The sequence below is a fragment of the Pedobacter ginsenosidimutans genome, assembly GCF_001442625.1.
Taxonomy (GTDB): Bacteria; Bacteroidota; Bacteroidia; order Sphingobacteriales; family Sphingobacteriaceae; genus Pedobacter; species Pedobacter ginsenosidimutans.
This window is the reverse complement of record NZ_LMZQ01000005.1, coordinates 262785-288765: the sequence shown is the minus strand read 5'-3', so window position 1 is coordinate 288765 and position 25981 is coordinate 262785. Positions and strand designations below refer to the sequence as shown.

General features: G+C 36.9%; 26 protein-coding genes. 10 read left to right on the top strand and 16 right to left on the bottom strand.

Annotated features, from left to right (window positions below; translation table 11 throughout):
• Window positions 1-49: 49 nt before the first annotated feature.
• The 6 genes from pruA to ASU31_RS27430 all read right to left on the bottom strand — a co-directional run bounded on the left by pruA (window position 50) and on the right by ASU31_RS27430 (window position 5719).
• Window positions 50-1684, bottom strand: coding sequence for an L-glutamate gamma-semialdehyde dehydrogenase (pruA, locus tag ASU31_RS09590; RefSeq protein WP_057932118.1), 1635 nt, complete (start codon window positions 1682-1684; stop codon window positions 50-52).
• A 231-nt stretch (window positions 1685-1915) separates the two neighbouring features.
• Entirely contained in the window at window positions 1916-2641 is a 726-nt protein-coding gene (locus tag ASU31_RS09585; RefSeq protein ID WP_057932117.1) for a LytR/AlgR family response regulator transcription factor, read from the bottom strand.
• Window positions 2641-3549 (bottom strand): sensor histidine kinase, encoded by a 909-nt coding sequence (locus ASU31_RS09580; RefSeq protein WP_167346171.1) that lies wholly within the window; start codon window positions 3547-3549, stop codon window positions 2641-2643. The genes ASU31_RS09585 and ASU31_RS09580 overlap by 1 nt, the downstream gene beginning before the upstream one ends.
• Before the next feature lie 221 nt (window positions 3550-3770).
• Window positions 3771-5183: a S41 family peptidase gene (locus ASU31_RS09575; RefSeq protein WP_057932115.1), complete on the bottom strand. Its 1413-nt coding sequence runs from the start codon at window positions 5181-5183 to the stop codon at window positions 3771-3773.
• Between the two features lie 71 nt (window positions 5184-5254).
• Window positions 5255-5434 carry a hypothetical protein gene (locus ASU31_RS09570; RefSeq protein ID WP_057932114.1) on the bottom strand — a complete coding sequence of 60 codons (180 nt, stop codon included), beginning with the start codon at window positions 5432-5434 and terminating at the stop codon, window positions 5255-5257.
• Between the two features lie 141 nt (window positions 5435-5575).
• Window positions 5576-5719 carry a hypothetical protein gene (locus tag ASU31_RS27430; RefSeq protein WP_157257955.1) on the bottom strand — a complete coding sequence of 48 codons (144 nt, stop codon included), beginning with the start codon at window positions 5717-5719 and terminating at the stop codon, window positions 5576-5578.
• A gap of 277 nt (window positions 5720-5996) precedes the next feature.
• On the opposite strand from ASU31_RS27430, the gene ASU31_RS09565 reads away from it, so the two are divergent.
• The 5 genes from ASU31_RS09565 to ASU31_RS09555 all read left to right on the top strand — a co-directional run bounded on the left by ASU31_RS09565 (window position 5997) and on the right by ASU31_RS09555 (window position 10902).
• Window positions 5997-6209, top strand: a complete 213-nt coding sequence (locus ASU31_RS09565) for a hypothetical protein (protein ID WP_057932113.1) — start codon at window positions 5997-5999, stop codon at window positions 6207-6209.
• Window positions 6210-6232: 23 nt separating this feature from the next.
• Window positions 6233-6403, top strand: a complete 171-nt coding sequence (locus ASU31_RS27425) for a hypothetical protein (protein WP_157257954.1) — start codon at window positions 6233-6235, stop codon at window positions 6401-6403.
• 523 nt (window positions 6404-6926) lie between these two features.
• Window positions 6927-7076 carry a hypothetical protein gene (locus ASU31_RS27420; protein WP_157257953.1) on the top strand — a complete coding sequence of 50 codons (150 nt, stop codon included), beginning with the start codon at window positions 6927-6929 and terminating at the stop codon, window positions 7074-7076.
• Window positions 7077-7473: 397 nt separating this feature from the next.
• Window positions 7474-8634 (top strand): HlyD family secretion protein, encoded by a 1161-nt coding sequence (locus ASU31_RS09560; protein WP_167346170.1) that lies wholly within the window; start codon window positions 7474-7476, stop codon window positions 8632-8634.
• 78 nt (window positions 8635-8712) lie between these two features.
• Window positions 8713-10902: a peptidase domain-containing ABC transporter gene (locus tag ASU31_RS09555; protein WP_057932111.1), complete on the top strand. Its 2190-nt coding sequence runs from the start codon at window positions 8713-8715 to the stop codon at window positions 10900-10902.
• Window positions 10903-10945: 43 nt separating this feature from the next.
• Here the strand turns inward: ASU31_RS09555 and ASU31_RS09550 are convergent, their stop codons facing one another.
• The 8 genes from ASU31_RS09550 to ASU31_RS09515 form a co-directional block, all read right to left on the bottom strand.
• Window positions 10946-11410 carry a 4'-phosphopantetheinyl transferase family protein gene (locus ASU31_RS09550; RefSeq protein ID WP_057932110.1) on the bottom strand — a complete coding sequence of 155 codons (465 nt, stop codon included), beginning with the start codon at window positions 11408-11410 and terminating at the stop codon, window positions 10946-10948.
• A complete protein-coding gene (locus ASU31_RS09545; RefSeq protein ID WP_057932109.1) occupies window positions 11400-11660 on the bottom strand; it encodes an acyl carrier protein in 261 nt (86 codons plus the stop codon). The genes ASU31_RS09550 and ASU31_RS09545 overlap by 11 nt, the downstream gene beginning before the upstream one ends.
• A complete protein-coding gene (locus tag ASU31_RS09540; protein WP_057932108.1) occupies window positions 11653-12930 on the bottom strand; it encodes a beta-ketoacyl-[acyl-carrier-protein] synthase family protein in 1278 nt (425 codons plus the stop codon). The genes ASU31_RS09545 and ASU31_RS09540 overlap by 8 nt, the downstream gene beginning before the upstream one ends.
• Window positions 12923-13360 (bottom strand): 3-hydroxyacyl-ACP dehydratase FabZ family protein, encoded by a 438-nt coding sequence (locus tag ASU31_RS09535; RefSeq protein ID WP_057932107.1) that lies wholly within the window; start codon window positions 13358-13360, stop codon window positions 12923-12925. Before ASU31_RS09535 ends, ASU31_RS09540 begins: the two co-directional genes overlap by 8 nt.
• An 18-nt stretch (window positions 13361-13378) precedes the next feature.
• The gene (locus tag ASU31_RS09530) at window positions 13379-14431 is read right to left on the bottom strand and encodes a type III polyketide synthase (RefSeq protein ID WP_057932106.1); all 1053 of its coding nucleotides are present in this window, start codon (window positions 14429-14431) and stop codon (window positions 13379-13381) included.
• Complete coding sequence (locus ASU31_RS09525) at window positions 14428-15141, bottom strand: methyltransferase domain-containing protein (RefSeq protein WP_057932105.1); 714 nt, start codon at window positions 15139-15141, stop codon at window positions 14428-14430. Before ASU31_RS09525 ends, ASU31_RS09530 begins: the two co-directional genes overlap by 4 nt.
• The gene (locus tag ASU31_RS09520; RefSeq protein WP_057932104.1) at window positions 15142-16272 is read right to left on the bottom strand and encodes an NAD(P)/FAD-dependent oxidoreductase; all 1131 of its coding nucleotides are present in this window, start codon (window positions 16270-16272) and stop codon (window positions 15142-15144) included.
• 372 nt (window positions 16273-16644) lie between these two features.
• Entirely contained in the window at window positions 16645-17784 is a 1140-nt protein-coding gene (locus ASU31_RS09515; protein WP_057932103.1) for a sterol desaturase family protein, read from the bottom strand.
• A 452-nt stretch (window positions 17785-18236) separates the two neighbouring features.
• On the opposite strand from ASU31_RS09515, the gene lpxK reads away from it, so the two are divergent.
• Genes lpxK through ASU31_RS09500 form a run of 3 tightly spaced genes read left to right on the top strand, consistent with a single transcriptional unit; the run spans window position 18237 to window position 22093 of the window.
• Window positions 18237-19298 carry a tetraacyldisaccharide 4'-kinase gene (gene lpxK, locus ASU31_RS09510; protein WP_057932102.1) on the top strand — a complete coding sequence of 354 codons (1062 nt, stop codon included), beginning with the start codon at window positions 18237-18239 and terminating at the stop codon, window positions 19296-19298.
• The gene (locus tag ASU31_RS09505; RefSeq protein WP_057932101.1) at window positions 19270-20085 is read left to right on the top strand and encodes a purine-nucleoside phosphorylase; all 816 of its coding nucleotides are present in this window, start codon (window positions 19270-19272) and stop codon (window positions 20083-20085) included. Before lpxK ends, ASU31_RS09505 begins: the two co-directional genes overlap by 29 nt.
• A 1-nt stretch (window position 20086) precedes the next feature.
• A complete protein-coding gene (locus ASU31_RS09500) occupies window positions 20087-22093 on the top strand; it encodes a putative porin (RefSeq protein ID WP_057932100.1) in 2007 nt (668 codons plus the stop codon).
• Between the two features lie 67 nt (window positions 22094-22160).
• Here ASU31_RS09500 and ASU31_RS09495 read toward each other — a convergent pair whose 3' ends face one another.
• Both ASU31_RS09495 and ASU31_RS09490 read right to left on the bottom strand, forming a co-directional pair.
• Window positions 22161-22901 carry an outer membrane beta-barrel protein gene (locus ASU31_RS09495; RefSeq protein WP_057932099.1) on the bottom strand — a complete coding sequence of 247 codons (741 nt, stop codon included), beginning with the start codon at window positions 22899-22901 and terminating at the stop codon, window positions 22161-22163.
• A 285-nt stretch (window positions 22902-23186) separates the two neighbouring features.
• Window positions 23187-24368 (bottom strand): asparagine synthetase B, encoded by a 1182-nt coding sequence (locus ASU31_RS09490; protein ID WP_083505322.1) that lies wholly within the window; start codon window positions 24366-24368, stop codon window positions 23187-23189.
• Between the two features lie 233 nt (window positions 24369-24601).
• On the opposite strand from ASU31_RS09490, the gene ASU31_RS09485 reads away from it, so the two are divergent.
• Window positions 24602-25063: a peptidylprolyl isomerase gene (locus ASU31_RS09485; RefSeq protein ID WP_057932098.1), complete on the top strand. Its 462-nt coding sequence runs from the start codon at window positions 24602-24604 to the stop codon at window positions 25061-25063.
• 150 nt (window positions 25064-25213) lie between these two features.
• Window positions 25214-25756, top strand: a complete 543-nt coding sequence (locus ASU31_RS09480; protein WP_057932097.1) for a DUF5606 family protein — start codon at window positions 25214-25216, stop codon at window positions 25754-25756.
• Window positions 25757-25981 lie beyond the last annotated feature (225 nt).

Below are 25981 nucleotides of genomic sequence, written 5' to 3'. Positions count from 1 at the left end.
AGGCATAAAAAAGGCCAAACAATGATGTCTGGCCTTATATATTGTGCTATTAGTCTTCTGCTAAGAATGGGTAACGGTAATCAGTTGGCGATTCGAAAACCTCTTTAATGGTACGTGGAGAAACCCAACGCAATAAATTGATCATCGAGCCCGCTTTATCATTTGTACCGGAGCCTCTTGCGCCGCCAAATGGCTGTTGACCTACAACAGCACCTGTACACTTATCGTTGATGTAAAAGTTACCGGCCGAATTGCGTAGCGCATGACTTGCTTTTTCAATTGCATATCTATCTTGTGCTATTAAAGCACCAGTTAAGGCATAAGGCGAGGTAGTATCGATTACTTCTAAAATCTGGTCGAAATTTTTATCTGCGTAAATATAAACCGTTAAAACAGGGCCGAACAACTCTTCGCACATGGTTGTATATTTCGGGTCATCAACCACTAGAACAGTTGGTTCGATGAAATAACCTTTACTCTTATCGTAGTTACCACCAGCGATAATTTCTACACCTTTATCTTTTTTAGCCTGATCGATATATTTTGCTAATTTATCAAAAGAACGCTCATCGATAACAGCATTAATAAAGTTGCCAAAATCTTCTGTCCCGCCCATTTTAAAGCTGGCAAGATCAGTTAACATCTGCTCTTTAATTTCTGGCCAAAGGCTTTCTGCAATATAAACACGACTAGCCGCCGAACATTTTTGTCCCTGGTATTCGAAAGCACCACGAACAATTGCTGTACTTGCTGCTTTTGTTTGTGCAGATGGGTGAACCAGGATAAAATCTTTACCGCCGGTTTCGCCAACAATACGTGGATACGATTTGTATTTGTGGATGTTTGTTCCAATTGTTTTCCAGATTTCCTGAAAAACCTTTGTAGAGCCTGTAAAGTGGATACCTGCAAAATCAGGGTGGTTAAAAATCACTTCACCAGTTTCAGGTCCATCAGCATATACTAGGTTAATTACGCCATCAGGCACACCTGCTTCACGGAAAATTTCCATTAAAAGGTTAGCAGCGTAAACTTGGGTATCAGCAGGTTTCCAAACCACAACATTACCCATCATAGCTGCTGATGCGGGTAAATTAGCAGCAATTGCAGTAAAGTTGAAAGGAGTAAGGGCGAAAACAAAGCCTTCTAACGGGCGTTGTTCAACACGGTTCCAGCTTCCACGAGGAGAAACAGGAGGTTGTTGTTTGTAAATATCTACCATGTAGCTTACGTTAAAACGTAAGAAATCGATAAGCTCACATGCTGCATCAATTTCAGCCTGGTAGGCATTTTTGCTTTGGCCTAGCATGGTTGCAGCATTTAATTTGTAACGGTATTTACCTGCAATTAGGTCGGCAGCTTTTAAGAAAATTGCAGCACGGTGTTCCCAGGCTAGGTTTTCCCAATCTTCTTTTGCCGCTAAAGCAGCATCAATAGCTTGTGTAATATGGGTTTTGTCGCCAATGCTAAATTGAGCTAAAATATGTTGGTGATCGTGTGGTGGAACAACTTTCCCCTTTTTTTGGGTATGAACTTGTTTGCCGCCAATATACATCGGAATGTCTTGTTGGTGTGAGCGTGCCTCTGCAAGTGCTTCTTTTAAAAGTGCACGTTCTTTACTGCCTGGGCCATAATTTAATATAGGTTCGTTTACCGGAGTGGGTACGTTAAAAAATCCTTTAAGCATATTTTATTTTTTATGATTTGGACAAAGATAACGCTTTTTGGGGTAGGCAATTCTATTATTCTGTAAAGAAAATAGAGCAAACGTTTGACTGGAATAGTCAGAGACAGAAGTCTGGAGGCCGAAGCCAATGAGCAGGTAATTTTAAAGAAGTTGTGGTTAAAATGCTGGTATTTTGGATAAGAGGAGTTGACAACTTTACTAACAGGGTGGCAAGAAAGTTGTCAATGCTGGTTACAAAAGTAGCTTTTGCTTCATCATGTCTAAAAAATCTTTACGGTAAGTTTCCCCTATCAATATTTCTGCAGAAATACCTTTTAAAATAATCCTGTTTCCATCTATAGATGTGATTTTATTAAGCGCTACTATAAACGATTTCTGCACCCGGATAAATTGTGCTTTGGGCAATCTTTCCTCTACATCTTTCATGGTTAGCAGGGCAAGCGTTCTAATCCCATTATGGTGGAAAGCAATATAATTTTTCATGCCTTCAATAAAATCAATTTCGGCAATATTAATTTTCAGCATTTTACCTTTAGCCTCTGTTTTAACCATGAAATAATCGTCATCCTGGTGCTTCACGGGGGGATGAACTTTTTTAGTGTTAATAATCTTTTGCGCTTTATTTATGGCTTGTAAAAAGCGGGGCAAAGGGATGGGTTTAACTAAATAATCAACTACATCAAGATCAAAACCGGCAGTGGCAAACTCTTTATAGGCAGTAGTAAGTATCACCTGTACGTCTTTGTTGTTCATCGTTTGGATGAAATCAATGCCCGATATCTCTGGCATATGAATATCTAAAAAAATGAGATCTACCGGGTTGCTGCTTAAAAAACTTAGGGCATCAATCGGATTGGTAAATGTTGCGGTGATCTGTATTGCGGCAACAGATTTCAGGTAATGTTGTATTACTTCAATGGCATGGTCTTCGTCATCAACAATGATGCAGTTAATCATTAGGCGTATGGTTGAGGTTTAATTTGCGGTAACTTGAAATGCTCTAAAAAACCTAAATTATCAGATGGACTTGGTTTTTCTTGATGATCGGTCGCTTTATTATAAGGTAAAACTAACTCGAGACTATAATCAAGCTCGGTTTCGTTAATATTTAAAGCAAATCCCTTATTGTAATGATTGGTAAGGCGTTTTTTTATGTTTTCCATACCTATACCACTCGAGAGTTCTTTAGGCCCTTTTTTCTTTTTGTTCCAAGTGCTTAAATGGATATTATGATCGATTTCGTTAATGCTTAAGGTTATTTTAACAGGGTGCAACTTATCTGTACAACTGCCATGTTTTAAGATATTCTCTACAATGGTAATTAGAATTAATGGGATCAGTCGTATGTTATCAGTATTCCCATTCACATTAAAATCAATCTGCAACTTGTTATTGAAGCGAAGTTGATTAATTTTAATTACATTTTTAATGTGCTCAATTTCCTCATCTATTAAGGTCATGCGATCATCTTTATCTATTTCTAAGGAGTAACGCATAATTTTGCTGAGGATCATGATCCCATCGGCCAATTCTTCTGACAAGGGTAAAGACTTTGCGAAAAAGAAATTAAGGGTGTTGTTTAAAAAGTGAGGATTAATCTGTGCACGGAGAAAAGCATATTCTGCTTCATGTTTTTCTTTTTCGATAAGGCGTAGTTTTCGTTCGCGTTTAATTCCTTCAGAGGCAAAATAATACCCAAAGCCCAAAATAGAATACTTTATGAAAACCCATAATACCGCAGCTCCATAATTTAAAAAATTAAATGGAGGGGATTTTGGACCATTCACCGTAAAATGAGGCCTTATATGGTAACTTGTGATGTACCATAGTAAAAAACAAACTGTAAAAGCAAATACAGTTCCCAAAATAAGTAAAAGCGGTTTTATTGGACTGGCAAATTTTTTGCAAACTAAAATACACACGTATACTGTACAAATGTTTGGCAGCTGAGAGATTAATATATCAATCGGGCTAAAAACAAATCCTTCTGGATCTAAGGGGTATTCCAGTAGATTGCCTAATAGCATATAAGCTATCCAAAAAACCAAATGATATATAAATACCCTGTAATTCTTCTTTGTATTTATCATTTAAAAAAATATGTTCTTACAAATTCAACCCAATTAGTTGTATCGCTAGGTATTTTTACATTAGGTGTAATACCTACATTGTCTAGTGGTCGCTTTACGCTATGTAGTGATTTGCTAGCAGGATAACTAAGAGAGTAAAAGTTACATGGTAATTTTATAAGTACAGTTTCACCATAGTCAACTGCGCCTGATGTGTTACTGCCATATAAAACCACTTTTTTACTTTGTTCTGCTCTTAATATGAAAAGTTCAGCGCTGCTTGCCGTATTCTCATTAATTATAATTGAGACCCGCGACGGATTTTTTAAAACCTTCGAAAACTTTATTCTATATTCTTTATACAAAAGATAGTGCTCTTCTAGGTGAGCTCTTAATTTCTTAACATCATTTTTCATTTCTATCTTACTCTGCTTAGAAATATTAGGATAATCTATTTCGTAACAATCGCGTATATTGTCCTCTGTGGCCAAAACAATTCCTCCATCCACTTTTATGGGATTGGTGTATAAATAAGGCAATAGTTTCTCAAAGCACTTAGTCGAACCTCCAGAGTTATCCCTTACATCAAGAATCAAATGCTCAGTACGGTCAATTTGATGCTTGTTTTTAAGAATTAAACTATCGATTTGAGTTTTATATTTAGAATTAAATGATGGGAGTTTAATGAGTGAGGTTTTCTGATCAAGAATGCTAAATGATGGGGCGCTATTATTCACAGTTATTGGTTGTAGCGTCTTTTGCTTAGTTTTAGGGCTTTTTATCCACTTGCCAAAGATCCCAAAATTTAGGGTGTCACCATTCTTTAAAAGTATAGGGTGTTGTTCTGAGTGATCGCCTCCGTTAAAGAACATTGTTTGATATTGACTATCTTTTTTTATCAATTTAAACTTAATTTGTTGTGGCATCCATCTGATCGAATCTGCCTTTAATATAAAGCCAATAAACTGATTAGGCTTTATGTCTTTAATAATTCCAACTTCATATATGCCAAAGCTCCAAATCCCTTCAATACTATCAATGCTTTCTTTGTTTTGTGCGAGGTAAGATTTAAAAACGTTTTCTGTCCAGCTAGTTTTTTCCTCCATTGAAAAAAAATGTCTCACAGAATCAGGATTTAATTTATCAAACTCCATTCCAAATGATATATGTTTATCCTTAAAAAAGGCGAGCCATTCTCTGCCTAAATTCAAACATTTATAAGCATTTGATCTGTCGGCTACTTTTTGCAGGCTATCGGTGAATTTTTGAAATTGTTGCTGATTTTTTATTGTAATCTTATCTTTAAAACCCACATAATTTTTCGTTATCCTATTGGTAAGGTAACGAAAGTTATCAGAGCAGTTGCAGTTCTGTGCCCATAAGTTATTAAAGGAAAAGAACAACAAAACAGATAAGATGATATTTTTCATAGTTAGTGGGATGATTATAGTTTACATTAAGAATGAAAGTGTAAACTATAATTGTTAGCTTCAGTTATCTCTTAACCACTTACCGTTTGATTTACCGTTTTTAGTTCATCACATTGTGGATTTCCTGAATGGCCTCCTCCTGTAGGATTACTTCCTCCATTAATTCTCCTCAACTGGTCATTATCTAAATTAATAATAGTTTTTTTCTTAAAGATAAACTGTGTTCTTTTTTCTAATTTTTTGTTTTTCATAATTGTAATATTAGATAGTTAAATAAATGTGTTTAAAAGTGTTATTTCTGAATTCAATAGCCAAAAAATATACACCAAACGGTCGTTTATCTGTACCAAACCAATAGATTGTAGGTCTTAAACGATGACTGTTATTTAGTTTTATACTTCTTTACATAGCCAACCCAATCGGGTACCATCTGCTGGTATAGCTATATCCGGTTTAATGCCTAAATCGGCCCCATCATTGCCTGCACGCATTAATCTGGCTGCTGGGTAAATTAAATTGAAGAAATTACAGGGCATTTGGGATATTTTTTTTCATAGTTTCCAATTACAATTATAGTCGATATTTATACTTAAAGGATGAACTATTTTAAAATACATATTTGTATTATCTTTTGTGTAGATTGATGTATGACCTGGATTGACGCCAGTTTGATTCGAAATTGACTATTTCAGAGGTTATTCTCTCTTTTGTCCTTATAAAGTGCCTTTTAGTGTATCTTTTTTTTTGATTGAAATTTAATATCCAATACTTGTTTCATGTTAGGCCAACATAGGAGGAATCTGAAAAGCCTTAATGAGTAAGAAACAAAAATTTAAATTAAACGAAATGAAAAACTTAAAATTAGAAAGCTTTGGTGTTCAGGAAATGGATGCTAAGGAAATGAAGATGACAGATGGAGGTAACCCTATTGTTCTTGGTGCAATTGGAATTGGAATTGCAATGGGAGCTGCTGGTATGGCTGCAGGATATTATATAGGTAAAGCTTGGTATCATTCAACACATTAATAATTAAAATAAATTTATAGAAGATGAAAAAAATTAATAATATTATCACCAATGATAATCTATCAGAGCTGACAAATGATGAATTGACGGCTACTAATGGTGGCTGTAAAGAATGGTTATTGATATTCGGTCTTGCTGGAATTGCCTGTTATGCTGGCTGGCATGATGCTTCAGGCGGTAAGCATGAAAAATAAAATTTTAATTTGCAACCGTTTTATCAAATATTGATAAAACGGTTAATTTATTTTATATTTAAATATTATCTCAGTATTATTATGGTTTTTTTATTTATACTTTCAGCAATTCTACTACTTGTGCCATCTGTTTCATTAGTTACTGGTAATACCAGTATTAAAGGGCTATCATTAATCAATATTTTATTGGTAATATTTGGTGTACTATTATTTTCACTTGCAACAGCTGAGCTATTGGGTAGGGCTCTTTTCTATTTTACCCATTAAAAATTTCAGAATCTCCTTCCTTACTGAAACAGTCCTACCAATATTGTCTTCCCTAAGTTTAGGATGACTATTTAAATAAAACACGTAAAGGTAATTTTACAAAAATCCTAAGTGTAATTGTGAATCTATAATCGATGTGATGATTATGTTATTATTAATATCTGGTTATTAATGAAGAGTCTGACGTAGATATATTTATTCTATCAAATTTGTCTTAATTTCAAAATTAATTAAGGATTAAAATCAAACTTTAACCATGGAAAAAACAGCCATCAAAAAAAATCAAAAAATGGTAAATATCTTATTTATTGCCATTCTGGTCTGTATCTATCTTTTTGATCAGAGAACATATTTTATAAACGGAGTAATACAAGGCGTTAAAGATTTCGGTATTTTATTGCCTTAACAATTTTAATTAAAAATTTAATCTGAAATTGCTATGAAAACAATCTCTAGATCTTTATTTCTGGCTTTTTCGTCATTGGAGTAACTTATTTAGGTGGTTATTTTCTTGGTAAGGCGGTATACTATATTAGCCACCAATAAGCATGAGCAATAATTTTTTATACATCCAGTATTTACAATTAGAAGGGTGCTTGGTCGATAGAAATTATGAGGCCTTAACTCCTGAAATGCACAAACTTAATATTAAATTTTAATAGATTCTGTGTCTTCGTTGCAAATATCCTAAAGCAACTCAGCTAATTCAGCGTTTCATCCCTACAATCTCCCTTTTCGTGTATCTTTTTTGTGGCATAAATTAATAATTACAAACTTGGCCTTAACCAAGCCAATTGATGATTATGCCCTTAACAGAAGACGCCAATTTTGAAGATAATTCTATTATTTTTTTACACCATACCAGGGTGCGGACACAAATTATTTATTCTGCCACCATATTGTTCACTCTTGTTGCTTTTGCCGCTCTACCTTTTATTTACACAACAGTAAGCGTTAAGGGCAATGGTTCTTTACAGAGTAATATCGAAAGAACAGAACTGCTTGCCCCAGTGGCTGGAAAAATTACGCTGATTAATTTAACCGATAACAAAAAGATAAAAAAAGGAGAACTCCTTTTAAATATAGACCCCACTATACCCGAAACACAAAATGTGATTTTGAATAATCGCTCAAGTGAATTAAAAGATTTATTAAATGATGCGCTCCTCGTTTTAAAACTGGTCGACTTAAGCAATGCAGGGCAACCTGCGTTGCAAACCGGCCTGTATGCGGCAAGCTGGCAACAATACGCAGAACAGATTCAAAATGCACTAAATGCACGCGAACAAGCCTATAAAATTTATAAAAGGTATGAAACATTGTATAACAAGAAGGTTGTTACCGAAGCAGAGTATGAGCAATATAAGTTTAACTACGATCAGGCGCGCTCTGATTTTAATTTGGTGGCTAAAAAGTACAAAACGCAGTGGCAAACAGAATCTAACCAGTATAGAAAAGAATTAAAAGATCTCGCTAGCCAGAAAATCCAGCTAACCGAGCAGGAGAAATTATATCATTTAACCGCAGGAGTATCCGGAACGGTGCAAAATCTATCAGGTTTACAATTGGGTTCGTTCATTACCGCCAATCAGAAAATTGGCGAGATATCGCCTGATAGTGCTTTGCTGGCCATTTGTTATATTAAACCTGCTGACATCGGTTTAATTAAAGCTGGCCAAACCGTCAGGTTTCAGATCGATGCTTTTAACTATAACCAATGGGGCTTGCTTGCTGGTGTAGTAGCCGACATTTCTGATGATATTATATTGATTAACCAAAGCCCTTATTTTAAAGTGAAGTGTAAACTGGACAAGGATTATTTAAAGTTAAAAAATGGTTATAAAGGGCAGGTAAAAAAGGGGATGACCTTTAATGCACACTTTACCATTGCAGAACGAAACTTGTATCAATTGCTTTATGATAAAGTTGATGATTGGTTAAATCCAAACGGAGTTAAAAGCTAAAAGCTTAAAGACCAAAGCCGAAAACACGCAAATCACCAATTTCAGTTCTCCAGTCTCAAATCTCACATCTCTCTTCTAATGTCTACACTAATAAAACAACGCGATATTACCGATTGTGGCGCCGCTTGTTTGGCATCTATAGCTGCGTTTTATAAATTAAAAATGCCCGTTGCACGCATCCGTCAATTGGCCAGCACCGATCAAAAAGGAACCAATGTTTTAGGTTTGATAGAAGCTGCAAATAAACTGGGGTTTGAAGCAAAAGGCGTAAAGGGCAGTTTAGATAGTCTTTCTAAAATTCCATTGCCCGCTATTGCGCATGTGGTGGTAAGGAAACAATTGCAGCATTATGTAGTTATTTATGGTGTAACCGATAAATACATTGAAGTAATGGACCCGGGTGATGGGAAAAAACACCGCAAAACTATTGATGAATTTACAAGTGAATGGACAGGCGTACTGGTTCTGTTGTTACCTGATGAGGGTTTTAAGCAAGGCAATGAAAAGGTTGATACCAGAAGCCGTTTTTGGAACCTGATTAAACCGCATAAAAGTATTGTAACACAGGCACTTTTTGGTGCTTTGATTTATACCATACTTGGACTATCTACCTCAGTTTTTGTTCAAAAAATAACCGACCATGTTTTGGTAGAAGGTAATCGGAACCTTCTTAATTTAATGAGCTTAATGATGGTGGCCATTTTAGCGCTGCAATTATTTATTGGAACGGCTAAAACCATTTTTACAATCCGTACGGGGCAGCAGATAGATGCCCGGTTGATATTGGGCTACTACAAACACCTCTTAAAACTGCCTCAACAGTTTTTCGATACCATGCGGGTGGGCGAAATTATCTCAAGGGTAAACGATGCCGTTAAAATAAGAGCTTTTATCAACGATGTTTCCATTAACCTGGTTGTAAACGGCTTTATTGTTGTATTCTCTTTTATTTTAATGTTCAGTTACTATTGGAAACTGGCCTTAATAATGTTGGCTGTTATTCCATTGTATTTATTGATTTATTTCATAAGCAATAAACTAAACAAGAAAATGCAAAGGAAGTTGATGGAGGAGTCGGCCGAGTTGGAATCGCAATTGGTTGAGGGCTTAAATAATGTAGCCACAATTAAAAGATTTGGCCTTGAAAGGTTTACCAACGAAAAAACAGAAACTCATTTTATTGGCCTGCTCAGAACAATTTATAAATCAGGATTAAATTCAGTTTTTTCCGGAACATCTACCGAGGTTATTGCCCGTATGCTTACTATTATTTTACTTTGGGCGGGTGCAGGTTATGTTTTAGATGGCGAAATTACCCCTGGAGAATTATTTTCTTTCTATACGCTTATTGGTTACTTTACTGGTCCGGCCACTTCCTTAATTGGAGCAAATAAATCTATCCAGGATGCCATGATCGCCTCCGATCGTTTGTTCGAAATTATGGACCTGGAGATTGAACAAAATTCGTCAAGTATTTTCCTTACGAAAGAATTGATGGGCGATATCAGGTTTGAACATGTAGCTTTTAGATATGGCAGTCGTGTAAATGTGTTTGAAGATTTAAACCTAAAAATTAAGGCTGGAAGTTTTACTGCAATTGTAGGAGAGAGCGGATCTGGGAAGTCTACCTTAATGTCATTACTTCAAAATATTTATCCCATACAATCAGGCAATATTTTTATCGGTAATCATGCGCTTAAGTATTTGAACAATGCCTCTTTAAGAAATTTACTAAGCGTTGTGCCGCAAAAAATTGATCTTTTTGCAGGAAATGTAATCGAAAATATTGCCATAGGCGATTATGAACCCAATATGCAACAGATTATTAGTATTTGTACACAACTGGGGATTATCGATTTTATTGAAGCTTTGCCAGAAGGTTTTCAGACTTATTTAGGCGAAAACGGAGCCTCTTTGTCAGGCGGACAAAAGCAAAGGATTGCAATAGCAAGGGCACTGTACCGTAATCCTGAAATTTTAATTCTGGATGAAGCCACTTCCTCTCTAGATTCGGCTTCGGAGCAGTATGTGCAGCGAACAATAGATTTGTTAAGGATGCAAAAAAAAACAATCATCATCATTGCGCATCGGTTACCTACGATTAGAAAAGCTGATCAGATTATTGTATTAGATAAGGGAAAGGTTGTAGAAGAGGGAAGCCATACTGAAATGATGATTGCAAATGGTCACTACGCCAATTTATGGAAACAGCAATTTAGTGATGATGATTTAACAAGCTTGATGATACCCTCTTTCTATAGGAGTTGACAACTTTTCTTGCCTTCTTGCTAGTAAGTTGTCAACTCTGGAATTAATACACCAATGCTAGGTACTGCCCATGATGGCTTACACAGCCTGGTTTAGTGCTTCTATAATCACCTGGATGATTTGGTGATTGGTAAATCGTTACTTTAATTTTTTCCAGCTTACCATAAATAGGAGCAGCGATGGTATGAATATATTGTAGCTGAATATCGCTTTTAGTGAAATAAGTATCATTATCTATACTTACTGTACCTTTTATCTGATCGTTGTTTGGATAAATGGTGCAATTTAAACTTTTAGGAGCGAAATTTCGGATTCCGGTTTTACGGTTATAAATTTTATAAGCCGATTCTTTCATACTCCATAACAGCCATACCATTTCATCAGGTCTTTTTGCTGATGAAATAAGTAACTGTTCTTCGGTAGTGAAAATTTTATCGAGATAATTTTTACGCCTCCAGTTACTTTGGATTTTAGCCAGATCCAGATCAACGATATCGTTACCCAGCATTCGCTTCCAGTTTTTGAGCTATAATTTCAGTGGTGGCTTTTACAGTAAGCATTTTAGCCATCGAATCGTTGTCTATTTCAATATTGAATTTCTCTTCAATATCTAAGACAATATCAACCAGGTTGGCCGAATTTATTTTTAAATCGTTTATAAAATCGGTGTTTTCGTCAATATTCGCTATGGCTGATACCTCTTCGCTGTAAGGTTCAACAATTGTTTTTAAGGCTTCGATGATCTCTTCTTTATTCATGGGTATATTTTTTAAAAATAATGCAGGCGTTAATATCACCAAAACCGAAACTGGCTTTAGCTAAGATATTAAATGGTTTATGAATCAAGGTTTGCGGAATGTATTTCGCATCAATTAAAGCTGTAATCTCGGGGCTTAAGTCTTCGCAATTAATATTGGGGAAAATAAATCCTTCTGAAAGCTCAAGCATCGAGGCCACGCATTCTATACTCCCTGATGCTGCAATACAATGACCAATCATGCCTTTCAAAGAATTGATGTATGGGAAATCATCATCTGGTAACTGCATTGCTGTTTTCCAATTTTCTATTTCGAGCGCATCTTTGGTTGTTGCGGTAAGGTGGCCATTAATCACATCGATTTCCTGGGCTTCAATACCCGCATTTTTTAATGCTGTTTGGATACATCGCTGTACCGAGGTAGGATTTGGTGCAGTCATAGTACCCAAGCCCCGCTGACCGCCAGAATTGATGTGGCCGCCGAGCACTTCGCCATATATTTTGGCTTTTCTAGCCATTGCACTTTCGAGCGATTCTAATACCAAAGCACCCGCGCCGCTTCCGGGTACAAAGCCACTTGCCGTTGCACTCATAGGGCGGCTACCTTTTTCCGGTTCATGGTTATGTTTAAAAGTGCAAACTTTCATGGCATCAAAACCACCCCAAATGTAGGGACCACTGTCACTGGTGCTGCCTGCTAACATTCTTATGGCCTGACCTGTTTTAATCCTTTCGTAAGCCAGCAATAAGCTTTCTGCTCCTGTTGCGCAGGCAGATGAATTGGTGCTCACCTGATTACCCAGGCCGAGCTTGCCACTGATAAAAGCACTTATGCCGCTGGCCATGGTTTGTATCACAACAGAGCTTCCCAGTTTTTTGATTTCAAGCGCATCTATTTTGTTAATTGCCCATCTAAATTTATCTATACCAGAAGTGCCCGCTCCGAAAATGGTACCGCTGTCCCAGTCGGGATCTTCATTATCTTCGATGGTTAAGCCCGCATCTTTCCATGCATCCAAACCAGCAATAACACCATATATAATTCCTGTACTGTTTAGGTTTCGTAATTCAAGCGGTGTAAAATATTGGCTGATCCGTTCTTCGCTAAGTACTGGTTTGCCTGCTATCTGACAAGAGAAGTTTAAGGCTTCCAAATCTGGCTGATGGCGGATACCAGAAAGTCCTTTTTTTATGGCAACTGAAAACTCATCAATTGTAGTGCCATTGGGTGCGCATATGCCTAAACCGGTAATTACGACTCTGTTATTCATTTCCTTTTGAGATTAACATGCCCGAAATGCTGCCTTTGCAAACCATTTCGCCTGCTGCATTTTCCATTTTTACTTTGCAACTCAGTTTATTAAACCTAAAATACACTTTCTCACTCGTTACTGTAACCTGCTCACCAGGGTAAACCGGTTTTAAAAAGTCAATAGCATTCGACGTCATGGCGACGGATACATTTTGATCAATATCTTTTAACAGGTAAATGCCTAAACAGACCAATCCAATCTGCGCCATGGTTTCGGTGAGGATCACCGCGGGCGTTACCGGACGGTCTTTAAAATGACCCTCGTAAAATGGAAGGTTTTCAGTATAGGTATATGTCCCGGTCACGCCGTTTTCGTCAACATGCAACAACTCATCAACAAATAGAAAAGATTTGCCGTAAGGGAGTTTCGCTAAGATCTCTTTTTTCATTAGTGATTAGTTGAATGATTACCATTGTAAAAGTATGCGCTGTGCCGAAAAACCAGGACCAAAGCTTAACATTAGTCCTTTTTCTCCAGGCAATGGCTTTTTATCCATAATCCGTTCTAAAACGTAGAGAACTGTTGCACTGCTCATGTTTCCATAAAGCCTTAAAACTTCTTTCGTTTCGTCTATATTTTTGCCTAGCTGTCCAAGTAATTCTTCAACAATCTGGATAATCTTTTTTCCGCCCGGATGGAAGATTAAATGGTTTATATTATTAATGTCAAGACCGTTTTTGGAAAGAAAAGGATGAATAATATCTGAAAAATGATTCGCAATGGTTTCTGGAACTGCTACATCCAGTACCATTTGCAGTCCGGAATTGGTCAGTTTAAATCCCATCATCTCTTCAGCATCATAAAAATGGTACATTTCTTCAGCCAAAATTTCTGGCCCGCTATCTTCTTCATTCGAACTTAACAGTACACAGGCGGCACCATCGCCAAATATCGCAGCACTTACAATGTTGGCCATCGAAAAATCGTTTAATTGAAAGGTTGCCGTTGGTGATTCTACCGCAACAACTGCTGCCCGTTTACCGGGATTGGCTTTAAGGAAATTCTTAGCGTAAATCATGCCTGATACACCAGCGGCACAGCCCATTTCAGTTACAGGTAGACGAACAATGTCTTGACGTAGCTTGAGCAGATTGATCAGGTAAGCATCCAAAGAAGGGATCATGATACCGGTGCAGCTCACTGTAATAATGTAGTCTAAATCCTGAGCTTGCCAGTTGGCTTTTTCGAGTGCGGTTTCCAAACATTTGGCACCCAGCTTTATCCCTTCTCTTACATAAATGTTGTTTCGCTCTTCAAAACTTAAATCACTAAAAACTTCTTCGGGCGACATGATCGAGTATCTTTTATCTACTGCGGCGCTTTCAAAAATCTTTTTTACCTTTCTGATAAAGCGATCATCCTGACCTTTTAGCCAAATATCTAGAAAGGGTAAAATCTCAGCGGTTGACCTCCAAAATTCGGGCAGGGCTTTACTTACTGCTTTTACGGTTACGCTCATATTGTTTTAATTATCCATTGGTAGCGGAAAGCCCATTTCCATTTTACTGAACTCGATTTTAGCTTTAATTGTTTGGTGTATTTAAGCAAATCTGCTCTTTTAAACCCACGAAGAATGGATACTAAACCATCCTCCCGCGACATATCATTTAAACGAAAAACATAACACAAAGCTTTAAACAGGTAATAGGCTAATGCGCTTCTTTGCAGGTCGTTTATTACGATACCCATTGTTGCCGATCTTTTAAAATTCTCAAGCAGATCGATAATTTCTTCATCTTTAAAATGATGTAGTGTTAAGGTACACAGCATAATGTCGCAAGGTTCTGGTTTACTTAAATCATCAAAAATATCGCTACATGCATACGTTATATTCGGGTACTTTGTAGATAAACTTTGTGCATGATTTATGGTGAACCTATTGGCATCTATCCCTTTTAAAATAAAATGTAAACCTTGTTTATTTGCATAGTCTGCCAAAGTGCGCAACATATCTCCATTTCCACAACCAATATCAGTAATACGAATAACCTCGTCTTTTGGTTTGCTGTTGATTAATCTTTTAATCCCTTCTAGTGTAACTTTATTACCACCAAGGAGCTGATTAATGCTTGCTATTTTATCCAGTGCATCGCGTAATATCTCACCTTCCATAGCAAAGTCATCCATAATCTCCGGTGCTGTACTTCTATATGTAGTGTCTACTGGCATTTATGATGAAATCTTGATTGGTTTACCATGTGTCTGTTTAATTATTTTATGGAGCAGAAAGGGCATATTAGTCAACGTATTCATGGCTAAACTTTCGAATTTATTGTTCCTAAGCAAAGAAGATAATACGTTGCCCATTTTTAAGCGGCTTTTAAATTCCTTGTTCCAGTGTAAGGTATAAGTTTTTTCCAATGCTACCCGCGAACTAATTTTGCCCTCCATTCTTTGATGCAAAAGTTCTGAAACAATTTTGGCACTGTGAATAGCCATGGCCATACCGTTTCCACAAAGTGGATGAATTAATCCGGCAGTATCGCCAATCATTAAAACATGATTAGACACAGGTTCTTTAGCTTCGAAAGAAATCTGACTGATGGTTAATGGCGCATCGAATAAACTGGTAGCATTTTCGAAAATAGCTTTCAGGTGCCTGTTTTTATAAAGTGCATTTTCCTGGAAGGCAAGCAGATTTTTTTGTTTTTTGAAACGTTCATAGTTGGCCAGGTAACATATATTCAATCGATCATTTTCAACCTTCGAAACGCCACAATAGCCACCTTCAAAATTATGAAGGCTTACCAGATTATTCGGAAAATCGGCTTTGTAATGTGCTTTAACTGCCAGGTAGGGCGATTGTTTATTAATGAAACTCCGGTTTAGCTTAATATCAATCGTTGATCTTTTTCCATAAGCGCCAATAACGTAAGCTGCGGCAAAAGCATGGTTTATAGTTGCTACTGTAAATTGATTATTGGCAAAGTTAATCTGTACAACGCGATCATGAATTACATTTATTTTTCTCCTGATCAGTTCGGTATAGAGATAATGATCGATTGTGTATCTGCTTAAGCCAAAGCCGCCAAGGGGTAATTTAGTTTTTATGCTTTTGCCAGAAAGGGAAGTGAAAAGCAGTTCGCTGATTAATGTGGGGGCAAGATTCTCAATATCCAGACCGAGCCATTCAAAATAGGGGAGCACCTCATTCGAAATATATTCGCCGCAAACTTTATGGTGGGGATAAGTATCTTTTTCGATCAAAGTAACATTTAAACCCACCTTATTCAGGTGAAGTGCGGCTGTTAAACCTGCCAATCCACCACCAATAATTAAAATTTCTGTTTCGGCCTGCATACTATAAGATGGAACCCCAATATAACATTTAAAAATCGGGTTTGTTCCATTTAAGCTTCTTTAACCACAGAGATTATGGAGAGAAAAACACAGCGGGCACCGAGTTGGGTGTGCAATGGAGGCTGCAACATAATTATAAATTGTCATCCTGAGCCTGTCGAAGGACCTGTTTAAATGCCTCTCAAGGTGTTTCGACTACTTGTCCCGATTCTTCGGGAAGCTTAACGTGACAAATTCGAATGAAATTATAACTTATGATACAACCTGGTTTTTCGTTTGCGCTCGTTTCCAACCGAGTGCAGAAATAGTTATACGATTCCGTCGTTTTAAACGACGGAATATTCAACGCTCGTTAGAAACGAGCGTTAGCATCTATCTATCGCTTCTTTCTTCCATATTCAAATTAGTGTCAAAGGGACTTTTTGTAAATGGATAAATGGATTGTTTAACAAAACCTTTCGGATACGAAGCTTCGTGTACACCTGTTCCGGCGGGCCATTCTTTGCCAGGTAAATAATAGGTGCCAAACATCATATCAATAAAGGGAAATATTGAGGCGAAATTGTGTCCATAATATTTAGGATCTTCGCAATGGTGCCAATGGTGATATTGGGGTGTAGTAAAAATGTATTTTAAAGGGCCAAAATTAATCCTGGTGTTGGCATGGATAAGTACCGCATGTATCGCAATAAATATAATGTATACATTGAAAACGGTTGACGAAAAGCCTAAAACATAAAGCGGGATAAAGGTCATTGCCCTGGTGAAAAATATATCAATAAAATGGGTACGGCTTCCGGCCAGCCAATCCATATTTTGTGTAGAATGGTGAATGGAATGGAAACGCCAAAGGGACACACGGGTATGGAAGAAACGATGTGCCCAGTATTGAAACAAATCGGTACTGAAAAAAGCCAAAAACAAGGCCACTATAAATGGGAGACCCTGTACCCAGGTGTGCAATTTATCTAAACCTATCCAACCGAAAAATAATACGGCAGGTTTTTGGGTTACAATGCCAAAAAATTGAATAAATAAGTGACTGATTACAAAATAAGTTAAATCGGTACGCCATTCTTCGTGAAATTTGGTTTGCTCATTGTTTTTTGGAAAAAACAATTCTAAGGGAACAAAAATGGCAACCATTAATAGAAGATCTAAAATCATCCAGTCCAAGCCAAAATGCCAGCTCGATTTAGCCACATCTCTACCTTCTACACTCAAAGCACCCAATATTACGGCTAAAGCACCGAGTGCAAAGCCTGGCCAGGCCCATTTTAGTTTTTTACTGAGGATTAAGCTTAACAGCGAAAAGAAGAATGCTGCAATAACGCCTCCAAGCATTAAGGCTTCCATACTGTTTTTTGTGTAAATTTCGCGGAATTCGGGGGTGGTAAGCTTTTCTGGATAATGAAAACACAGGATGCCTAAAAGCGCCAATACGGCTAAAAAAATAGAAATATATCCACTAATCTGGCCTTGGCCCACTACTAATCTTTTGTTCGGAGACATTAAAGTATGTTTTTGATAGATAACAATGATAATAAAAAAAGATAATATGGTCGAATAACTTTTGCTAATTGGTTAACTGACTATAAATGCTCTTGTCCAAACAAGTGTTAAAATAACTATACGATTTATCCTTGTAACGATGATTGTTTCTTTTAGAAGGTTCAAAACCTTTAATAGTAGCACGGTTGCTTCTAATTAAACGGGATTGCAGCGGTATCCTCTTGTTTCCTTCAAAACAAGAGATTTAGCGAAAAGCCCGACTAACGTTAATTATACTACTGACACTGCTTTTCTAAAAAAAAAATCTTTAAAAATTTAGCTATCTAGTTTGCAATTATGCTTAACATAAAATCCTTACAAACCATTTCATCGAACTAATGGTTGCTCTATTGGGCATTTGGCCTAAGCTATGCCTTTCTTTTTTAAATTATCAGTATTTTTGAAACCACGATATGCTACTGAACTATCTACGCCTGTTACTACTTCCTTTTTCGATCATTTATGGGATGGCTATCCTCATACGTAAAAAACTTTATGATTGGGGATTGATGCGATCCGTAAAGTTCGATTTACCAGTAATCTGTGTAGGCAATTTAGCCGTTGGCGGATCGGGCAAAACACCAACAACAGAATATTTAGTGAAGTTGCTGGCCGGTTATAAAATAGCCATACTAAGCAGGGGATATGGCCGGAAAACGAAAGGTTTTATTGTTGCCAATGGCGCTGCAACCGCCGAAACGATAGGGGATGAGCCATTACAGTACCATCAAAAATTTACAGGTGTTACTGTTGCCGTTTGCGAAGACCGTGTAAATGGGATTAAGCAATTAAAAGAGAATCATGATTTAGTTATCCTTGATGATGCCTTTCAGCACCGTGCGGTAAGGGCAGGTTTTAATATTGTGCTTTTCGAGTTTAGAAAGTTGGGTACTTTACAGTTTTTGTTGCCGGCGGGAAATTTAAGAGATGTTTTCTCCTCGCGTAAAAGGGCCGACATATTATTGGTCACAAAATCACCGGTTCCTTTGTTACATGTTGCCCAACAGGCCGCTATAAATGAACTGCAGCCAAATGCCAATCAACCAGTATTACATTCTTATCTCAAGTATGGCGATCTTATCCATTTATATCATAACGAAAGCCGCACGCTCGAGTCGATTAAAGATTTCGAAATTTTCCTGCTCACCGGAATTGCAAATCCTGCTCCGTTAATAGAAGAGCTTGAAAAATTTACTAAAACCATTAAACACGAAGAATTTCGTGATCATTATGCTTTTAAAAATGACGATATTAAGAAGCTTAAATCGGTTTTTTTGGCCAGTACTAAAAAAGATAAAATCATTATCACAACAGAAAAGGATAGCAAGCGTTTAAGAGCTACCGGATTTGAAGATTTACTGGTAGATTTACCTGTATATTATTTACCCATAGAGGTTGAATTATTTGAAGAAGATAAGATTACCTTTGACGAACTCATTTTAAACTATGTTAAGAGCAATAGAAGAAACCGTTGAATATATAAAACGTAAAACAGAGAACTTTAAGCCAGAAATAGGTATTATTTTAGGTACTGGCTTGGGTGGCTTGGTAAAAGAAATCGAAGTTGAGCATCAATTGATGTATTCTAATATTCCCAATTTTCCAATTTCTACTTTAGAATTTCATAGTGGGAAACTGATCTTTGGAACATTGAACGGAAAGAAAATTATTGCCATGCAAGGGCGCCTGCATTATTACGAAGGTTACAGCATGCAACAGATTACCTTCCCGGTTAGGGTAATGAAAGGTTTGGGTATAGAAAACTTAATTGTATCTAATGCTGCGGGCTCGTTAAATCCTGAGTTTAAAAAGGGCGATTTAATGATTATCGACGATCATATTAATTTGCAGCCAGATAACCCATTGCGTGGTTTAATTGAAAGCGAATTAGGCCCTCGTTTTCCGGATATGAGCCAGCCCTATAAACGCGATATTATAGCCAAAGCGTTGGAAATAGCTAAAGATGTTGACATTAACTGTCATAAAGGGGTATACGTTGCTGTTTCCGGACCGAATTTAGAAACTAAAGCCGAGTATAAATACCTGCGTTTAATTGGCGCTGATGCTGTTGGTATGAGTACCGTGCCTGAGGTTATTGTGGCCAATCACGCTGGTTTACCTGTTTTTGCCATTTCCGTGTTAACGGATGAGGGTTTTCCGGAAGATCTGCAACCTTTTAATTTAGATGAAATTTTAGCAGCAGCAGCCAAAGCCGAGCCTAAAATGACAGAGATTTTAACCCGCTTAATTTCTGAACTATAAGATGCATAAAGTCGTTAAAAACTGTTTTTTTATCTTACTGCTATTAGGTATTAACAAAACCTTTGCACAAGATTTAAAAACGAGTGTGGGTACCAATAAGGAATTGGATTCTGTTCGGAAGAAACTAGACTCGGGGAAGGATTCTGTTGTTTTTACCGCAAAATATATCAGGTTTACCAAGCTGTCGTTAACTAAAGACAGTATTGTGCTGCTGCCTTTAGATACCTCAACTACGAATATCCAGAATTACAGCCCGCTTTTACAGCCCTTGCACCCCACCATAAACAATGGTAATATGGGCTTGGCGGCCAGACCTTTATTGTACGAACCCAGCAAAAGGATTGGCTTTGACGCAGGATTTCATTCGCTTGATTATTATACTTTAACCCCCGAAGATATTATTTACTATCAGGCCAGAACCCCTTTTACCAGCTTGTATTTTGTTAGTGCCGGACAAAAAGAGCAACTTTTTAGGGCTATCCACACGCAGAATATTAAAAAGAACTGGAACGTTGGAGTTAATTTTAACCGTGGTGATTCCAGAGGTTTTTACGCCAGACAACGCGGCGATAACTTGAATGTTGCTGTATTTTCATGGTACCAATCGCCAAGCAAACGTTATAATATGTGGGCATCGGCAATTTTTAATACCATGCGTGCCTACGAGAATGGCTCTACAGTAGCTACAGGATTATTCGATCCAGATTATACTAAAATTGCAAGAGAGGCAGAACCGGTAAATTTATCAGACTCAAGAAATTTGTACCGTAAAAACACCGTTTTCTTAAAGCAAACTTATTATGTAGGCAGGATAGATACCTCTGCAAATGTGAACAATGCTGTTTTACCAACCAATAAGGTTTCGTATACGTTTGAGTATAATAACGACAGTTTCGATTTCTACAAAAATGGAACGGATGTTAATAATGTACTGCCTCCCGGAATTGCGAGCACAATATTTACGAATGATTCGACCCATGTACAACATATCAAAAATGAGTTTATTTATAGTTTCTTTTTAAGGCCCAAAAATAGTTCGGTTATTAAAAATGAACTGAAGGTAGATGCAGGTATAAGGCACGATTATTACAAGCATGAATATTTTGGCATAAAACAAGATGCAACCAATTACGAGCGCAGTAGGTTTGCTTATCAAAATATTACTATTTTGGGTGCAGCGGGCTACCGATTCTCTAACAATATCGATTTCAATTTAGATGTACAGCAAATTTTGCAAGGTGAAAATGCAGGCGATTATTTATACGAAGCAAAAAGTAAAATTCTTTTAGGTAAAACCATAGGAAGGATTGAGTTGGGCGCCTATGTACAAAACCAATCGCCAGCGGCTATTTTTAATTACTATCACGGCAACCATTACCAATGGACAAACACTGATTTCAAGAACATTAAAATTGCCAATTTATCATTTAACTATATTAATGATAAGTATGGTTTTACTGCTGGAGCCAAATATTTCTTAACCAGTAACTACGTTTATTTTGCCGCCGACCATACTAATGGTACAAATGCTATTTTACCAAAACAGGCTACTGCTGATATTAGCTTAATCAGGTTGGATGTATCAAAGAAATCGAGGTTTGGCAAGTTTGTGATGGAAAATTATATCGCTTATCAAAAAACAGATAAAAATGCAGTGTTAAGAACACCTGAACTTTATACTTATAACAGTATTTATTTTGATAATACTTTTTTTAAAGTATTAAAGGCCAATGTGGGCTTTGATGTGAGGTATAATTCTGAATATGCAAACTATTTATATTCACCTGCAACGGCACAGTTTTATATTGATGAGCGTAATCCCACAAACCTGGCGTCAAAACCAGTAATTGATGTCTTTTTTAAAGCAAATTTAAAAAGGGCTAATATTTTTGTTAAATACGATTTTGTAAATCAGGGATTATTCCAACCAGGTTATTATACCGTAAATAGATACCCAATGCAAGATGCCCTATTAAAATTTGGCGTAAGCTGGAACTTTTACGACTAAATAATAGCGCATAAAAAAGCCTCCCGGATTATTAAATCGGGAGGCTTTTGCTTTTAAGGCCTTTCGCTTAGAACGAGTAACCAACTGAGAAACCTAATACGCGGTTAGTTAATTTATTGGTATTAGCCTGTCTGTCTTTCGGAGTCAAATCTGTTAAACCTAAACCATAATTGGCACCTACTAAAAATCCAGAGTTTGTACGGTAAGCTAAACCGAAGTTTGCACCGAAATCTGTACTACCAAAGTTTTTATCGCTTGCACTACCAAAAGATAAGTCGCTATCATTAGCAACAACAGCAGTAGTACTTGCATTAGTGGTGTTATTTACAGTTGTAGTTCTTATTTCTCCTTTATCTTTTCCAGAGATGTTGAAACCAATATAAGGACCTGCACTAATCTGTATTGCACCAGCATCACCAGTAGGGATTCTAAATACCGCGTTAATTGGAACCTCAATAGCCATTAAATTGGTTTTTCCAGTTGTTGTAGTGGTTATTGTTGAATTATTAGCTGTTATTGTAGATACTGATTCACCCTTAGCACCTTTATTTTGCAAAGATATACCTGGTTGAATGAAGAAATTGTTTCCTACACCAAAATCTCCAAATGCAGTAACGTTAAAACCCACATTGTTTTTTACATTGTCGTTGTATGCGTTTGCTGCAGCATCATCGCCCCCGGCATGAAACTTTGAAAGGTTAACACCAGCTTTTATCCCAAAGCGGGCAGTTTCACTAGTCATCTTTGTTTGTGCAAACGCACCTGTTGCTAATAATAAAACTGAAGCGCTTAATAATAACTTTTTCATAATATTTTTCTTTTAGAAGAATCTTGTTTAAAAAATTTCGGGCTTAAACCCTTTGTTAATTACAAGTCTCAATTCCAAAAGCTGTGCCAAAGTATCAAGTCTGTTACAGTTTGTCTGGTAATCTACTGGTTTACAGGGTTTTTTTTGAGCGGTTTCAGTATAATTACGATGGCAATTAGTTATGCCGATAAATGTGATTTACTGTCTACATAATAGGAATATCCAGTAGAATTACTAGTTTTTTAACCGTAAAAGAAAAGATGCCAAAAGGCGATTACTCGAAAATTATGTTTTTTGAGGTTTCTTTTTCGCAGCTGGAAAAAGAACATTATTTAAGATCAAACGATAGCCAGGTGAATTTGGATGTAGATTTAAATCTGTTGGCGGATCACCTACAGCATGCTGATAATCTTCCGGATCGTGCCCACCATAAAAAGTAAACTGACCTTTGCCAATTTCTCCATGTAAATACCTTACCTCTGCAGCACCTTTGTTTTCGCCCAGAACAGTTACACTTGTTTTAACTAAACTCTTTCTGAAAGCCGTGGTTTGCCCCATAAAGCCTTTAATCACCTTATCGTGGTCTTGGGTAAGCATGGTTGGAACAAGATCCCATTTGGCCGAAAAATCGAATAAAGTAAAGTAATCGTTGGTTTGGTTCAGGGTACGGGTTTGAGTAACGTCGATATCCGAAAATTCATAGTTCATTGGGTTGTTATCCAGCTTGAAATTCTGGAAGGCTAAGGTTTTATTAAAATCCAGTTTACTTTGTGCATTTGGATCTGCGGCATCACCATCAAACATTTGGGCGCAGATATCTACCCCGTCAGCAGCAAGGGCAATGTCGAAACTATCAGTGCCCGAGCACATCGCAAACAAAAAGCCTCCACCGGCACAATATTCTTTAATGTGTTTGGCAACGGCTAATTTCATTTCCGAAACCTTTTTATAACCCATGCGCTTAGCTAAGGTTTCCTGGTTTTTAACATCTTCCTGGTACCAGGTTGCATACCTGAAATTGGCCCAGAAACGGCCGTACTGCCCGGTAAAATCTTCATGGTGCAAGTGTAGCCAGTCGTATTTGCTCAATTTATCCTGTAAAATATCATCATCATAAATTACATCGTATGGGATTTCGGCGTAGGTTAAAACGAGTGTAACGGCATCATCCCAGGGTAATTTGCTTTTTGGAGAGTAAACCGCAATTTTTGGTGTTTTCTCCAGTTTAACCATCTCCATATTCACCGCAGGATCGCTGATTTCGTTTAAAAGGTTGGTCACCTTTCCATCGGCCATTACTTCGTAAGATACGCCACGGATTTTAAGTTCATCTTCAACTGTTTTATTGTATTTAATTAAAAAGCTTCCGCCACGATAGTTTAAGAGCCAATCTACCTCCAGTTGTTTGCTGATTGTCCAATAGGCAATACCATATGCTTTAAGGTGGTTCTTTTGGTCTTCATCCATGTAAATCAACAAAGAAGAAGCCCTTAGCCCCTGGGAGCAAAGCAGGCAAATGAGCAGGATATAATATTTCTTTATCAAATCGGTATGCTTAAAACACTAAAATACCGCATTTAAACTGTATAGAAAAATTTAATGATGTTATAAGTTATACAATTTTGTTATTTTTGCCCTCTACTAAAAAAATACGATTGTTTTTTAGGTGAATAAAATTTAAAATTAGTACCGATATTGATATGAGTAAAGCAATAATAAAAACAGAAAAAGGCGAAATGACTGTAGAATTCTACGAAAATGATGCGCCGAAAGCCGTTGCAAACTTTAAAAAACTAGCTAAAGAAGGCTTTTATGATGGTGTAACTTTTCACCGTGTAATTCCTAACTTTATGGTTCAGGGCGGATGCCCAAATTCAAAAGACCCGGCTAAAGCACATTTAGCAGGTACTGGTGGCCCAGGTTACAAAATTGATTGCGAACTGGACGGAGAAAATCAATACCACGATCGTGGTGTTTTATCTATGGCTCACGCTGGCCGCAACACTGGTGGTTCACAGTTTTTTATCTGCCACAGCAGAACAAATACTGCTCACTTAGACCGTAACCATACTTGTTTTGGTAAAGTGGTTGAGAATGTAGACCTTGTAGATGATATCCGTCAAGGTGATAAGATTTTAAACATTGAAGTTTTAGAAGATTAAAATGGATACGAGATTTGAGACATTAGATTTGAGACTTGATTTCTCTGATTGATGCTCTATCTCATTTAATAATTGAACAAAGAGTTTTAGTTATTTGATCTGAGTGATTTCTCATATCTCATATCTAGAATCTCATATCTCAAAAAAAATATGAATTTAAGAGGAATTGTTGCCGTATCTGGCAGACCAGGGTTATTTAAACTGGTTGGACAAAATAAAGTAGGTTACATTTTAGAGGGCTTAGATGCTCAAAAAACTAAAGTTGTAGCCAACATCACCAACACAAAATTAGCTTCGTTAGAAGATATTACTGTGTATGGCGAAGATGAGGAAATTAAATTGGCAGATATTTTTGCTAAAATTTCAGCAAAAGGATCTACTCCGGATTTGAAAGGCGATTTACGTGCTTACTTTCTTGAAGTAGCTCCAGGTCACGATCAGGAGAAAGTTTATGCTTCTGATATGAAGAAGATTATCACTTGGTATAACTTATTAAAAGATCTGCCATTGTTTACTGAGGAAACTCCAGAAACACCAGGTACACCAGCAGAGGTTAAGTTATCAGAAGAAAAAGCAGCTTCAGATAAAAAACAAAAAGCTACAGGATCTAAAGCATCAGCAAGTGCTAAAGCAACTACTAAAACTTCAGCTCCAGCTAAAAAAGCAAGTATGACCAGTAAAAAAGGCGTTTAAGCTTTATTTACAGAAATGATAGCGAACACCAGGCAACCTGTCTGGTGTTTTTTTGTGGGTTTAATCGAAGAAATAATAAAGCAGAGCTATAATTACCAATGATGCTATGATGCTGATCCATAGGTATTTATTGTTTCCGTTCTGATTGCTTTTATACCTGTATTCCCGTTTATATTTATCTAATAGCATAATTTCTTTTATTTAATGATGATTTTAATTCGCCTT

What these genes read in the sequence shown, in the direction of transcription:
- ASU31_RS09500 (WP_057932100.1), top strand. Translation starts at nt 20,087, where the DNA reads ATGCATAAAGTCGTTAAAAACTGTTTTTTTATCTTACTGCTATTAGGT.
- ASU31_RS09545 (WP_057932109.1), bottom strand. Translation starts at nt 11,660, where the DNA reads ATGAATAAAGAAGAGATCATCGAAGCCTTAAAAACAATTGTTGAACCT.
- ASU31_RS27425 (WP_157257954.1), top strand. Translation starts at nt 6,233, where the DNA reads ATGAAAAAAATTAATAATATTATCACCAATGATAATCTATCAGAGCTG.
- ASU31_RS09575 (WP_057932115.1), bottom strand. Translation starts at nt 5,183, where the DNA reads ATGAAAAATATCATCTTATCTGTTTTGTTGTTCTTTTCCTTTAATAAC.
- ASU31_RS27430 (WP_157257955.1), bottom strand. Translation starts at nt 5,719, where the DNA reads ATGCCCTGTAATTTCTTCAATTTAATTTACCCAGCAGCCAGATTAATG.
- ASU31_RS09565 (WP_057932113.1), top strand. Translation starts at nt 5,997, where the DNA reads ATGAGTAAGAAACAAAAATTTAAATTAAACGAAATGAAAAACTTAAAA.
- ASU31_RS09480 (WP_057932097.1), top strand. Translation starts at nt 25,214, where the DNA reads ATGAATTTAAGAGGAATTGTTGCCGTATCTGGCAGACCAGGGTTATTT.
- pruA (WP_057932118.1), bottom strand. Translation starts at nt 1,684, where the DNA reads ATGCTTAAAGGATTTTTTAACGTACCCACTCCGGTAAACGAACCTATA.
- ASU31_RS09515 (WP_057932103.1), bottom strand. Translation starts at nt 17,784, where the DNA reads ATGTCTCCGAACAAAAGATTAGTAGTGGGCCAAGGCCAGATTAGTGGA.
- ASU31_RS09560 (WP_167346170.1), top strand. Translation starts at nt 7,474, where the DNA reads ATGCCCTTAACAGAAGACGCCAATTTTGAAGATAATTCTATTATTTTT.
- ASU31_RS09540 (WP_057932108.1), bottom strand. Translation starts at nt 12,930, where the DNA reads ATGAATAACAGAGTCGTAATTACCGGTTTAGGCATATGCGCACCCAAT.
- ASU31_RS09520 (WP_057932104.1), bottom strand. Translation starts at nt 16,272, where the DNA reads ATGCAGGCCGAAACAGAAATTTTAATTATTGGTGGTGGATTGGCAGGT.
- ASU31_RS09550 (WP_057932110.1), bottom strand. Translation starts at nt 11,410, where the DNA reads ATGCTGGGTAACGATATCGTTGATCTGGATCTGGCTAAAATCCAAAGT.
- lpxK (WP_057932102.1), top strand. Translation starts at nt 18,237, where the DNA reads ATGCTACTGAACTATCTACGCCTGTTACTACTTCCTTTTTCGATCATT.
- ASU31_RS09555 (WP_057932111.1), top strand. Translation starts at nt 8,713, where the DNA reads ATGTCTACACTAATAAAACAACGCGATATTACCGATTGTGGCGCCGCT.
- ASU31_RS27420 (WP_157257953.1), top strand. Translation starts at nt 6,927, where the DNA reads ATGGAAAAAACAGCCATCAAAAAAAATCAAAAAATGGTAAATATCTTA.
- ASU31_RS09570 (WP_057932114.1), bottom strand. Translation starts at nt 5,434, where the DNA reads ATGAAAAACAAAAAATTAGAAAAAAGAACACAGTTTATCTTTAAGAAA.
- ASU31_RS09505 (WP_057932101.1), top strand. Translation starts at nt 19,270, where the DNA reads ATGTTAAGAGCAATAGAAGAAACCGTTGAATATATAAAACGTAAAACA.
- ASU31_RS09490 (WP_083505322.1), bottom strand. Translation starts at nt 24,368, where the DNA reads ATGGATGAAGACCAAAAGAACCACCTTAAAGCATATGGTATTGCCTAT.
- ASU31_RS09585 (WP_057932117.1), bottom strand. Translation starts at nt 2,641, where the DNA reads ATGATTAACTGCATCATTGTTGATGACGAAGACCATGCCATTGAAGTA.
- ASU31_RS09525 (WP_057932105.1), bottom strand. Translation starts at nt 15,141, where the DNA reads ATGCCAGTAGACACTACATATAGAAGTACAGCACCGGAGATTATGGAT.
- ASU31_RS09530 (WP_057932106.1), bottom strand. Translation starts at nt 14,431, where the DNA reads ATGAGCGTAACCGTAAAAGCAGTAAGTAAAGCCCTGCCCGAATTTTGG.
- ASU31_RS09535 (WP_057932107.1), bottom strand. Translation starts at nt 13,360, where the DNA reads ATGAAAAAAGAGATCTTAGCGAAACTCCCTTACGGCAAATCTTTTCTA.
- ASU31_RS09495 (WP_057932099.1), bottom strand. Translation starts at nt 22,901, where the DNA reads ATGAAAAAGTTATTATTAAGCGCTTCAGTTTTATTATTAGCAACAGGT.
- ASU31_RS09485 (WP_057932098.1), top strand. Translation starts at nt 24,602, where the DNA reads ATGAGTAAAGCAATAATAAAAACAGAAAAAGGCGAAATGACTGTAGAA.